The organism is Rhodopirellula sp. SH410, from assembly GCF_055811895.1.
This window is the reverse complement of the sequence record NZ_CM147949.1, coordinates 1,862,091-1,874,274: the sequence shown is the minus strand read 5'-3', so window position 1 is coordinate 1,874,274 and position 12,184 is coordinate 1,862,091. Positions and strand designations below refer to the sequence as shown.

The 12,184-nt window shown below is 55.1% G+C and carries 12 protein-coding genes; 9 read left to right on the top strand and 3 right to left on the bottom strand.

Translation table 11 applies throughout. The features are described from left to right. The first annotated feature begins 326 nt into the window (after window positions 1-326). The 4 genes from lpxD to SH410x_RS07030 all read left to right on the top strand — a co-directional run bounded on the left by lpxD (window position 327) and on the right by SH410x_RS07030 (window position 3,817). A complete protein-coding gene (gene lpxD, locus SH410x_RS07045; RefSeq protein WP_473675792.1) occupies window positions 327-1,454 on the top strand; it encodes a UDP-3-O-(3-hydroxymyristoyl)glucosamine N-acyltransferase in 1,128 nt (375 codons plus the stop codon). Between the two features lie 13 nt (window positions 1,455-1,467). Then, complete coding sequence (locus SH410x_RS07040; protein ID WP_473675791.1) at window positions 1,468-2,433, top strand: LpxI family protein; 966 nt, start codon at window positions 1,468-1,470, stop codon at window positions 2,431-2,433. Between the two features lie 191 nt (window positions 2,434-2,624). Further along, window positions 2,625-3,248, top strand: a complete 624-nt coding sequence (locus SH410x_RS07035) for an N-6 DNA methylase (RefSeq protein ID WP_473675790.1) — start codon at window positions 2,625-2,627, stop codon at window positions 3,246-3,248. Further along, window positions 3,245-3,817: a DUF1016 N-terminal domain-containing protein gene (locus SH410x_RS07030; protein WP_473675789.1), complete on the top strand. Its 573-nt coding sequence runs from the start codon at window positions 3,245-3,247 to the stop codon at window positions 3,815-3,817. The genes SH410x_RS07035 and SH410x_RS07030 overlap by 4 nt, the downstream gene beginning before the upstream one ends. Here the strand turns inward: SH410x_RS07030 and tnpB are convergent. Together tnpB and tnpA are read right to left on the bottom strand one after the other, a co-directional pair. Continuing rightward, complete coding sequence (tnpB, locus tag SH410x_RS07025) at window positions 3,814-4,119, bottom strand: IS66 family insertion sequence element accessory protein TnpB (protein WP_473675788.1); 306 nt, start codon at window positions 4,117-4,119, stop codon at window positions 3,814-3,816. The two genes, SH410x_RS07030 and tnpB, sit on opposite strands and share 4 nt — an antisense overlap. After that, window positions 4,116-4,499 (bottom strand): IS66 family insertion sequence element accessory protein TnpA, encoded by a 384-nt coding sequence (gene tnpA, locus SH410x_RS07020; RefSeq protein ID WP_473675787.1) that lies wholly within the window; start codon window positions 4,497-4,499, stop codon window positions 4,116-4,118. The genes tnpB and tnpA overlap by 4 nt, the downstream gene beginning before the upstream one ends. 724 nt (window positions 4,500-5,223) lie before the next feature. Between tnpA and SH410x_RS07015 the strand changes: the two genes are divergently transcribed. The 3 genes from SH410x_RS07015 (at window position 5,224) to SH410x_RS07005 (ending at window position 8,708) form a co-directional block, all read left to right on the top strand. Continuing rightward, the gene (locus tag SH410x_RS07015) at window positions 5,224-6,714 is read left to right on the top strand and encodes an IS4 family transposase (protein WP_473675786.1); all 1,491 of its coding nucleotides are present in this window, start codon (window positions 5,224-5,226) and stop codon (window positions 6,712-6,714) included. A gap of 239 nt (window positions 6,715-6,953) precedes the next feature. Further along, window positions 6,954-7,169: a hypothetical protein gene (locus SH410x_RS07010; RefSeq protein ID WP_473675785.1), complete on the top strand. Its 216-nt coding sequence runs from the start codon at window positions 6,954-6,956 to the stop codon at window positions 7,167-7,169. Between the two features lie 726 nt (window positions 7,170-7,895). Then, window positions 7,896-8,708 carry a DUF1573 domain-containing protein gene (locus tag SH410x_RS07005; RefSeq protein WP_473675784.1) on the top strand — a complete coding sequence of 271 codons (813 nt, stop codon included), beginning with the start codon at window positions 7,896-7,898 and terminating at the stop codon, window positions 8,706-8,708. A 377-nt stretch (window positions 8,709-9,085) separates the two neighbouring features. Here the strand turns inward: SH410x_RS07005 and SH410x_RS07000 are convergent, their stop codons facing one another. Further along, window positions 9,086-10,237 carry an ISAs1 family transposase gene (locus tag SH410x_RS07000; RefSeq protein WP_473675783.1) on the bottom strand — a complete coding sequence of 384 codons (1,152 nt, stop codon included), beginning with the start codon at window positions 10,235-10,237 and terminating at the stop codon, window positions 9,086-9,088. Window positions 10,238-10,342: 105 nt separating this feature from the next. Between SH410x_RS07000 and SH410x_RS06995 the strand changes: the two genes are divergently transcribed. Next, on the top strand, window positions 10,343-10,765 hold the full coding sequence (locus SH410x_RS06995) for a hypothetical protein (RefSeq protein ID WP_473675782.1): 423 nt from the start codon (window positions 10,343-10,345) through the stop codon (window positions 10,763-10,765). A gap of 112 nt (window positions 10,766-10,877) precedes the next feature. Beyond that, window positions 10,878-11,912 (top strand): hypothetical protein, encoded by a 1,035-nt coding sequence (locus SH410x_RS06990; RefSeq protein ID WP_473675781.1) that lies wholly within the window; start codon window positions 10,878-10,880, stop codon window positions 11,910-11,912. Window positions 11,913-12,184 lie beyond the last annotated feature (272 nt).

The following is a 12,184-nucleotide window of genomic DNA, read 5'->3' as shown; positions in this document are numbered from 1 at the left end:
GCTCGGCTCATGAAATCAATACGCCGCGAAGCGCCCGGGCATCGTTATTGAGCAAAACGTCGCTGCCATCGCGTGCCCCTCGCGATGCGGATATCGACGGTGGGCGCGTGATGGGGGTGCCCAGACGGTGCTCACGTCGTGAATCGAAACAGCTTCCGCAACGGTGCTGAGGTGGGACGGGATTGGAGAGGGGGATGCCGACACACAACGACAACCGCGTCGCTGTAAAAAAACCGCGGAATCGCTGTTGCCTCGACGGCGTCTCAATTGGTAGACGATGAGGGTGAATTTTTCCCCTGAAATCGTATGACAGGACAACCATTCCCATGACCACGATGATCGATCGACACTACTCGGCAGCGTCCGATCCGTTGTCGCTAAACCAGATTATTGAGCTGACCGGCGGGCAACTGCTGCCCCTGGTGAGCGACGGACAATCACCCGACCAGTTGTTACTCGGTGGTGCTGCGCCACCTGCCGAGGCGGCCGCCAACGAGGTGACGATGGTTGACCGCTGCCAACATGTAGGCGCTATTCGCGGCAGCCACGCTGCCGTGGTGATCACGCCGGCTGCGCTCGCCGTAGAAACTCTCGCCGGCCAGGGACCTGCCTGGCAAGTCGTTGTTGCGGATCCGCACGCGGCATTCACGCAGATCATTCGCCATTTCCGGCCACCGGTCGACCAAGACGTGCCGGGAGCGGGAATTGACTCAACCGCCCGCATTCATCCGTCGGCACAGATCAGCGACGCCGCTTCGATCGGTGCCGGTGTGGTGATCGGCCCGAACTGCAAGATTCATGCGGGCGTCAGCATCGCCGCCGGATGCACGTTGGGGCCCGACTGTGTGCTGTACCCCAACGTCACACTGTACTCGTACTGCCGACTCGGTGCCCGGGTGGTGCTGCATGCCGGCTCGACGCTCGGTGCCCATGGTTTCGGGTATCGCAACGTCGATGGAAAACATATCCCGACCGCTCAACTCGGCTACGTGCAAGTTGACGATGATGTTGAGATCGGTGCCTCGGCGACGATCGACCGGGGAACCTACGGTGCCACTCGGATCGGTGAGGGAACGAAGATCGACAACCAAGTCATGATCGGACACAACTGCCGAATTGGAAAACACAATTTGTTATGCAGCCAAGTCGGCATTGCCGGTAGCTGCACGACGGGTGACTATGTCGTGCTGGCGGGCCAAGTCGGATTGAAGGATCATATTGAGTTGGGTGACGGCGTCATCGTGGGCGCGCAAGCCGGAGTCATGGACAGCCTGGAGAAGGGCGTCCACATCGGTTCGCCGGCAACACCACAGCACGACCAAATGCGGGTTTTCGCGGTGCAAAGAAAACTGCCCGAGATGCGACGCGACATCAAGGTACTGCAACGCGAAGTGAAAACACTGTTGGAAACACGTGAGCGTGAATCGGGCGACGCGGCATCGAAAGCGGCTTAATTTTGTGTCCATCATGCTCCCCCCGCCAGTCAACTCGGTCGCATGCGATGGCGCACTCGATGACGATTGCCAAGACCGTGTCCGCCACGACGTCGACGTGGCGCTCGCGCCCGGCGAGCCCGTAGGGCTGGTTGCGGGATGGGGCCAATTTCCGATCTCCGTCGCCACGCGACTGCGTGAGGATGGGCACCCGGTCATCTGTGTCGCGATCACAGGACATGCGGGCCCCGAAATCGAAGCAGCCTGCGACCGCATCTTGTGGTCAGGAGTGGGTCGCTTTGGCAAGCACTTGCGTTTTTTTAAAAAACAGAATGTTGCCAAGGTGACGATGGCCGGAAAACTATTCAAATCAGATCTGCTCTACAGCGGATCGGTTTGGCTGCGACATTTTCCGGATCTAGTCTGCATGAGAACATTTGGTCCGCTGCTCTTGGGACGTGGACGCGACGCACGCGACGATCGCTTGTTGACCGCCGTGATCGATACATACCATCGCCACGACCTCGAAATCTGTTCAGCCACTCGCCTCGCTCCGGAGTTACTCGTGAAGGCAGGACAATTGACTCGAAAAAAGCTAACGGGCAGCTCCGAGCGAGACGCGGAACTGGGATGGTCCATCGCCAAAACGATGGGTGGACTCGATATCGGGCAAGCCGTGACCGTCAAAGACGCCACCGTGATCGCGGTCGAAGCGATTGAGGGAACCGACGCATGCATCCGCCGCAGTGGCGAGCTTTGTCGACGCGGTGGCTGGACGCTGATCAAGGTCAGCAAGCCCAACCAGGACATGCGGTTCGATGTGCCGACGATTGGCACTCAAACGGTGCAGAATGTTGCCGATGCGGGCGGGGTCGCGATCGCCATCGAAGCCGACCGGACGATCCTGCTCGATCATGAGGCCACCATCGAACTGGCCGATCGGCTGGGCATCGCGATCGTGGCGATGGCCTCGCCGGAGACCGATGGGGCTGCCGCCTGAGCGGACGTTGATTCCGGTGCCGCCCGCGTTGACATCGTGGAGGTCACAGATTCGAGTTCTGTATTGCCCATCTCAAAAAAGCCCGCGAAAGCGGGCTTTTTTCTTGCCCTGACGCAAGCGATTGCAATCCTAAAACCGACAGATGCACGATTTCGTGCACGGAATGCAAAGTTGCACTCGGGAGCAAAATAATGGCTGGCAAACCAAAGCCCTTTTTTCGCAAGCAGCCCCAGGGCTGGTACTGCTCCATTGACGGTCGACAGATCCGACTGGGGAAAACAAGGAAGCCGCCGTTCAACGTAAGCGATTGGAGCGGTGATCTGCTGCGAAGTGATGGTCGGTGGAAATTCGGAACGCCGCCGCCCGGCAACGCCAACTTCGCGTGGCTGCAACACTTCCTCTTCCACTTGGCACCCGGTGGCCGTGCCGGCGTCGTTTTGGCCAAGGGAGCACTGACCAGCAAGACAAGCGGTGAAGGCGACATCCGAAAGGCCATGATCGCCGACGGCAACGTCATCGACTGTGTCGTGAACCTTCCCGCCAAATTGTTCCTCAATACTCAGATCCCGGCGGCGCTCTGGTATCTCAACCGGGCTCGTGACAACGGGCACCCGCGAAAGGGTGAGATCCTGTTCATCGACGCCCGTAGCCTGGGGCATTTGATCAATCGTCGCACCCGCGAGCTTTCCACCGAGGACATTGACCGAATCTCAGCAACCTACCATGCGTGGCGTACCGGCGAACCCACTCAGCACGCTGGCTCCCCTCGCCCCGTTTCGGGGAGAGGGGCTGGGGGTGAGGGGCCAACAAAATGAGCGAGCTAACCGACGACAAGGAATATCGCGACTGGATCGTTTCTATCAAGAGCCGGGTTCAGGCATCCCAGATCAAAGCCGCCGTCGCAGTTAATTACGCGATGCTGGAGCTTTATTGGTATCTGGGTGAGCAGATTATCGAGAGGCAGGAAACGGCCAAGTGGGGTGACGGTTTCCTGGAGCAGATGAGCCGGGATTTGCTCGCAGAATTCCCTGACATCAAAGGGTTTTCCTACCGTAATTTGCGGTCAATTCGGCAGTGGGTCCGGTTCTGGAGCCAGCCCGATTCAATTGGGAAACAAGCTGTTTCCAATAGTGACCCAAATTGGAAACAAGTTGTGGCCAAATTGGCCCCGAACGCGCCGCAGCTTGTGGCGCAAATCCCGTGGGGGCATAACATTTTGCTCCTCCAGAAGCTAAACGATCCAGCCGATGCCCTGTTCTACGTCCAAAAGACGATCGAAAACAATTGGTCGCGAGCCGTCCTGACACACCAGATCGAATCCGGCCTGCACCTTCGAGAAGGCAACCCTCTTCCGCCAATGGTTCGTCGAAGAAGCGAGCACTAAGGTTCCCATCTCAAACGTAGTTCAACGCTGTCGATCGTTACGTGAGTCGCATCGGCTTGCGGCTTGGGCAATTCAACGGTTCCCTGTTCAAGTCTGCGGTACCAAAGCGTCAGCCCGCCGGTTTCCCACCACAGGGCTTTGATGCGATCCCGCTTTCGGTTGACAAACAGGAACAGCGATCCGTCGATGACGTTCTTGCCAAGCGACGTGGTGACGATGCCGGTCAACCCGTCGAACCCTTTTCGAAAATCGACCGGGTCGGTGCACAGATAAATCGGCACTCCGGTGGGCAGTCCGATCATGAGCGATCCTCCGCGGTTGAAGTGGAATTCGCTCCGCATTGCGGACCGATTGGAACTTCGATTCGGATGCGAATCCCGCCGGGTAGTTCGATGGTGGTGCAGGCAAGCGGTGGGTTACTGGGGCGGGTGGCTTGTTCGGCCTTGGTGGCTTGATCCAGCTGGCCTGTTTTGGGCGCGAGCTTCACCGGCATGAACGCAGTGGGCGGACTCGTTGGTTTTGATTGGGTTCTACTGGCCAGTCCCCGCAGTCTGCGTCGCCAGTAATAGTAGGACGGCTGGGAAACGGCCTCAGCGTCACAGAATGCAGCGACGGTAGAGCCGGACAGATCGAAACGCTGCAAGCGTTCAGCCCAGAGTCGGGCGGTCTCGGACTTGGACATGGGGTTTCTCCGCTCAAGTGAAACGAAACAAAACCCACCAAGCTAAACCTCACGCCTACAATGGTTCTGGTGTACGGTTACCTTGAAGCAAAATCGACGGTCGGCCGGATTCCCAACGGCATGGCATGACCCCAAATGTGTGAAGGAAAACGACGGAAACAACACCCATTCTAGCTGCGCCAAGTTGTCGGGTGTCATCCAAGTCGAACGCAGACCGAGCAAACTTCAAGACGGCCGCCCATTCGATGGATGGCACCAAATCGCCTCGCTCCGACCCGGCGAACGCGGCCTCCTGCCACCGGCTTTAGTCATGCGGCGACATCCGTGTCGCTGTCGTTCAGCGATCTATCCACGCATGGCGGCCTCCAGCCGAAACGGTCGCGACGCACTTCGTGTGCGTCGCCAAGAGTCCAACGCCTGGGCGGCTTCGTGCCGCGAGAGTGGCGGACTTCCTGTCCACTTACAACATTCTCAGGCGCAACTAGTGGTTAATGGGTGCCGGACACGAATGGAATTGTCTACGCGGTTTTCGAGTACTTTTGCTCAGCGGAGGTCGACCACCGCGCAGCACCAAAAATCGCGTTCCTTCGCGATTCGAAGTTTCAACGGATTGTCACCGATAAATGAATATTGAGATTGGCGTGACCCGATCGGCCGATATAATTTGGCGATGACGTGACCTTCCTTGGTTGGGGACTTTCAGGAAATCGACCAAGGAAGGGTCATGTCCATTCTATCAGTTGACTCGAAGGATTGCTTCAGTATTTTCAAGCGATCAATGATTCAGTCGACGGCGTTGCCGTTGACCGAAATCATCGATGACTCGTTCGTCAAAGATGTTTTTAGCGAAGAAGAAATCGAGTTTGGAAATGCCTACGAAGATGTGTTCACGCCTGCGATCACGTTGTGGGCGATGATCTCTCAGTTCCTCTTCAGTGGAACGGGGCGATCTGTGAAGGCTGCTGCTGGGCGAGTCGTCTCGCTTTATGCGCAAGTTGAAGGACGAGTCGTTGCGCAGAACGCTGGCAACTACTGTCGAGCTAAGCAGAAGATTCCAGTCAGTGCGATCAAGAAGCTAGCGTGTAGACTCGCCTCGCGAGCTGAGCTTGCAACGAATGCTTTTGATGATCTTGGAGTTCCTCTTGAAGCAGATCAGTGCGAAGACCAGATGAGTCCGAGGGTGATTGCGGGCATCCGGCCGATGGCCATCAAGGGACGTTTTATCAGTGTTGATGGGTTCACAGTCGATGCCCCCGACACGCCGGAGAATCAAAAGAAATATCCTCAAAATCCGGTCCAGGAGGAAGGGCTTGGGTTTCCCATTCTACGTTGCGTCACGCTCATTTCAATGACAACCGGTTTACTGAGCGATTTGGCAATGGCACCGTACAGTGGAAAGGAAACCGGCGAAACTGCTCTGCTTCGTCAAATAAAAGGTTCCTTGCGTGCGGGCGATGTCCTGACTGCTGACTGTTACTACTGCACGTACTGGCTTGTCGCGATGTGTGCAATGATGGGCGTCGAAGTTGTCATGAAAAATCACCACAAACGCGAAGATCATCCGGAAGGTGCGCAGGCACTCAACGAGAGTGAACGCATCGTCGTATGGGACCGTCCGAAGCGGCCGAAGTGGATGGGCAAGCGTGAGTATCGAAAAATCCCTGAGGCGTTACCGATACGACTTGTTGATGTTGCTCCGGCAGTTCCCGGTGCTCGCTGCGAAGGCTTCACGGTAGCCACGACAATACTCGAACATGAATCCGCCAACGCGAGTTGGATTGGCGCACTCTACGAAGGACGATGGCAGATCGAACCGGATATTCGATCAATCAAATGCACGCTGAATTTAGAGCACTTACGGAGCCAAACACCGGAAGGTATCGAGCGTGAATTGTGGACAGGTCTTTTAGCCCACAACTTTGTAAGATTCAAAATGTTACAGAGCGGCTTCGCTGCCAATCGAGACACGCGAAGTTTGAGCTTTACAGAAAGCTACCAACTCCTTTCGACGAACTGGCTACTTTGTGCATGCGTGGGCGTGAGTAAACCGATGGCGACTGCGTCCCAAAAGCAAGGTGTGTGCGCCATTGTGGGGCAGCGTCCCGATCGCATCGAGCCACGAGAGAACAAGCGACGTCCCAAAACGATCAAACTCATGACGGTGCCCCGCAGTGTATTCCATGCGATGATCGGTGCGTTATCACGAGCCGGGTAATCGAGACAGTTTGTTGCGTTCAGAGTTCGCATCGCTGGCGATTGCGAGGCGCTGAGTTCGCTGCTGCGCCGCTGTCGCCAGGAAACCGCGAAATGCTACCGCCAAAGACAAAGAAAGCCAGGAGCAACCATTGAGTGCGCCTGACAGGAACCAATATCGCGGGGCACTTCGAGTGAACGGCGCCTGACACGCTTTAGGATCCTACGGGTCCGCCGAAATGCTCGTAAAAAGCGTAGACAATGCCATTCGTACCGGACACCTTTTCTTCGTCCTATCCGCCCTTCCAATGGCAAGAAGGGTATGCTGCGTTTTCAGTCAGCCCACCGAGTTGCTCGGTCGTAGCACGCTATATTGCCAACCAACGCGAGCACCATCGGAAACGATCGTTTCGCGAAGAGTTAATCTCGATGCTCGACGAGGCTGGTGTTCAGTACGACCCCCAATATTTGGAGTAAGCGGTCTTGGACCCCATCCGGGGTCCGCTTTCATTCCCGATTTCGGTTACCGGAGGTGCGCTGCGTTGCAGCGACCTCCGGCTATTGTCTGAAACCGCTTCGCGGTGGGGAGCAGTCTATTGAGCGGCGGTACTCGAGAGAGCGAAGCGGGAGGCCGGTTTGCTGGATTCGCCCGGGATCACGTCCTCTATCCCGGAGGGATATCTGAGACAATAGCCGGTGGTAAGCGCAGCGCCACCACCGGATAATGAACAGAGAACTTCGTCCGGATCCCGGAGGGATCAAAGATCATCCCACTCCTGGGTTAGAGCGATGTCCACATTCCACAGCATCAATCTCCACATTACGTTTGCAAACGGAATTGAATGCTAGTCGAAAGTTAAATAACTCTTAACTAGATCCTAACAAATAGAACAACAGAAGCGTGTATGATCTCAGACCTTGACCTCCGTCTTAAACACTTGCCTCACCCCTGAGTCCTCCTTTTCCCCAGGGAGGTTCTGGCAAGCATCAGCAGGATGAATAAATACGGGTGCCATCTTTTCCTACGTTTCGACAAGCGTTTTGTTTCCTCCATTCATCCGAAAGCCAGCTGTGCTTTTTCGCTTTTTCGCTTTTTCGCTTTCTTTTGCGTTGACCGTCGCTTGTTCTGCATTTGATGATACAAGTGCAAATTCAAAAGAGAAATCGACGACGTCTCCGATACTGGAGCTGAATCAACGACAGTTGGAGAAACGTCCTATCCTCGGCAAGATCGTCCTCCAAGGTGATCGCGAGAGCCTCCTCCAGTTTCCCAGAGCTTATTTGGGAAAGCCCATCCACGGCCGCGTGCTGTTACTAAACAACAGTGACCGACCCGCCAAAATCGATGCGATTGAGTCGTCCTGTGGTTGCACGTCCGCCGTCCCTGTCCAAAGGACGGTGCCGTCCGGAAAGTCCGAATGGCTGTTGCTCGACTACTCTCCGAAGACCATCGGCAACAAACGCGTCGGCGTTCGATTCGAGTTCGGTGATAAGACCTTTGACCTGAGGGGAGAAGTAACAACGCATCCCCGGTTTATTGCGTCGACAACAGCAGTCCGTTTCCCCGCATCGCGGGTCGCCGAAATCATCTTGCGGAAAACAACCAGTGATTCGGTTGGCCGAGTGCTCGTCCATCCCGCCAACGCATTCACTTTGCGGTTCCGCGAGGAGAACGACAACTTGGTCGTTCAGATTCGTTGTCTGGAAGATCAGTATCCGTCGCGGATCATTCTAATGCCGACCCTTCGCGATCAAACCCAAGAAGAAATCCCCTTTGACGCATTCTACGCGGGGCACGTACAGGTTTTTCCGAAACGATGTGTCGCCGTCGATGATACGGTACGACTCTTCTTACGCGGCGACGTGATGCCATTGCAACTAGTAAATCAAATTTCGTTGCAAAGCGGAACTGATTTGGATGCAACACCACGAAACATCGATTGTCAACCCACGTTGCGCGGCAATATTTTGACGGTCAAATTCCAAAACCCATTTCCCCCTGGGGAACACCGATGACGCGGTTCCCTGGGGACTGTTTCGTTCCCTATGTTACTAACGGTGCCGAGTGATGAAAGTGAATAAGCGATTTCTGGGATACTCCTTTGGTTCCTGTTGGATGGTTGTGCTCTGGTTTGTGAGCGTGGTGATTGCCGATGATAACTTCGATTGGCATACTGATGGTGCCCGCATTAAGTGTTACGAGGCGACAGATGGCGATCCCGAAAAGCCTTGTTTGGAGTATTGGAATGCGGAAGATGATCGCCCTCCTTTGAGGCATTGTGATGGATGGTGTGATATCGCCGTCGGAGCATTGACTTGTCATTTGAATCGGCCAATGCAGCTCTATAGCTTTGGGCCGGACCGACTCACCGAGCAGGCACGGCAAACGCACACTATAGCACGGGAATTCCCAGTACTTTAGCGAGATAGTCCAGGTTCCAACCAGCGACTCGTCGCCTCATTGCAACGCTGTACTTGTCGTCTTGCTGCTTCAGCATGCTCAGACCGAAGCGTTTCAGCCACGCCATATTGTTCGCAGTGTTTCGCTCGCGGACTCGATTTTCATCCTCGCGGAATGTCACATCGAGGCACCAATGAAGCGTGTTCTCGATCGCCCAGTGACCGCGTACGTAGCGAGCAAACTTCTTTACTCCCGGTGCAATCGAAGCGATGAAGAATCGAACCTCGGTTGAGGACTTTGAGCCACTCTCACTTTGCCGGATAGCGACACCTATCGTGCGTAATCCTGACCATTTGTCGAAGTTCGCAAGTTCCTTCGGAGCCCGCATATGGTAGTAGGTGATTTCATCCACACGACCGTGTCCTTTGAGAGTCTCAGCGTAGCGGCGTACCTTGATGTCCGCGAAGTCATTTTCCATATGCTTGGTGATATAGTCTCGTACCGAGTCATGCAGCTTTCCCTGGTTGCCCTTGAGCGCAAGAACAAAGTCGCCTTCGCCATCAATGATCTTCTTAGCAATCTCTCGCTGACACCCTGCAGCGTCGATCGTGACCACCGCCCCCTTGATTTCAATATTGTCCAGAAGTTCAGGAATCGCAGTGATTTCGTTAGATTTCTCTTCCGTGGCGAGTTGCCCAAGGCTGATCGAGCGATCGACTGCCCAGGCGCTAACCAACCACAAAGGCCCCAGTCCTTTTGACCGATCGTGGCTGCGTCGGAGAGCCTTACCGTCAATCGCGATCTGATTCATAGCGGCATCTTCCTCCAACGGTGCAACCTTTTGAATCCATGCCTGGAAACAGTTCTGAAATGCGAGTGGCTTGAGGGCTGCAAGCAAGCGTCCCAACGTATCGTGAGACGGAATACCGTTGGGGAGTTTGAGATGCTTTTTCAACCATGCTTGATTAGTGTCCGCCCAGATGCCGATTGCTTGCGGTCCATCGGCTCCTGCAATGACCGCCATGATACAAATGACGAGTAGATCGCCGAAGATATGGAGTCGATTGACGTGGGAACGCGGGTCGTTGAGTTCGTCAAAACAAGTGAGTATCGAATCGACGTTATCGAACTGGATTTCGGCCATAGAGATGAATATTGGAAAGCGATGGGAAGCAAACAAATCACCTCCATATTATCACCTAAAAACCGGCCGAGCGCAACTCGACGCATGCTGCCTATTTAGCCCAGAGTGCGCGTTGACCGTGCCGAGCAGGTGGCGTATAGCGAAGTGCATGCCGATCCGGGAGAACCCCAAGGCAACAAGACGAGAACGCGAGACTTGAAGTGCGTCACAGTAGGTAGGTGCATTTGTGAGTTCAATCAGCAGTATCAAAGAATGTTTTGTGGCATCGAAGTCGGCTCCGAAAGCTTTAGCTCGGTAGGAACGTCCATCTGGGACGCTGGCGGACCAGCATGTGAGGACGTGGATGAAGAAGATCCTGGTAACCGCCCAGTCCCTGCCGACGGGGACGGCGACGCTGGCGAGAACTCCTTTGAGGATGGATGGAATGAGGATGGATGGAATGAGGATGAAAACTGGGGTGACCTGGGTGCGTGGCTCAACGGCGAGTATGGCAACGAGAACGGAGGATCGAATAATGAACAACCGTAATACAAACCCTGAACGTCTTAGCTTTTTTTCGTGGACGTATGCACCGGTGATGGCAAATTCGACATCTTTGGATACAAGCCGTCGGCCACGGAAACGAAGCACCGAAGTAGCGATGGCGTTCCTGCTGGTTTTGGGGATGACCCCAATTGCGTTCGTTTCCGCACAGCGACCTGCCGACAACGAGCAACCACCGAATCTCCAGGCTGATTCAGAGGCGCGGGAGGAAAAGATCGATGAAATCCTCACCGACATGACGGTGCGTCGTGATCGATTGTTAAAGCGGTTTGCCGTTGTGCTGCACGGGGAATATGTAACCCTGGGCTCACACGCAAATCCACTCTTAATTCATCCGATTGTGATGGCCAGGGTCGTGGATCAGGAACGCGACTTTGATCTCAAAGCCATGTATCTCGTCTACCCAGACTTGACGGAAGTTGGAGATGAAATCGTCAAGATCAAGGGCAAGACAAAATATCGCGAGACCGCAACGCTGCTGCATGGCCCGTATGAAATCCCGCCTGAGGGGATGAGCAGAACCGAGCGTCAAAATTTTTTCTGGAATCGACACGCGTGGGCTCATGATCCCTATGACGACTATATCCTTGGACCTTATGGAATCAAAGGACGGGACAACCATTTAGGAATTGAGCAAGCTATGCGAGAGTTTCAATTGAGCCGAACCGACCCCGGACCTGGCGGATCCATCGTCAGTCATTGGGCCTACTCGCCCAACAAAAGTGCGAACTTTCGATACAGGATTGACTTCAGCCCCGCCGATCAATGGATGCCGGTTCGATTTAGTGGCAAGGACCTGCTCTATACTTGGAACTTTTTGGAGGCTCGATATCACTGGAAGAAAACAGGCGGTTTTTTGCTTCCCGATCGAATTCAAACTTCGATGGGTAGCGCCTCCAATAAGGACTCGGTAAACGAGGCCGTCTTCCGTTTGAAATGGCTGATTGGCGACGAAGTTCCTGACGAAATCTTCACTGCCGAAGACCATCTTGCAGTGCTTCTGGATCAGTTCGATATTCCCCACAGCGAATTGGTCAACGGCCAAGTCGTCCGCGCACCGCACCCCCTCCCCGAAGACCTCTACGAAGGTTTGGAACCTTTGAACGACCAAGGGCCTCGGCCCAAACGATAACCAGGTGCTATTTAGGTTCGCGTGAGCGGTCTTAGACCCCATCCGGGGTCCACTGCCGTTTTCGATTTTGGTAACCGGAGGTGCGCTGCGTTGCAGCGACCTCCGGCTATTGTCTGAAAACCGCTTCGCGGTGGGAGCTAAGCGGGTGAGCGGCGTAGCTCGTGACAGAGCGATGAGGGTGCGCGATTTGTTCGATACGGCTGGGAACGTGTCGTCTATCCCAGAGGGATTTCTGGGACATGATCCGGTGGTATGCGCAGCGCCACCACCGG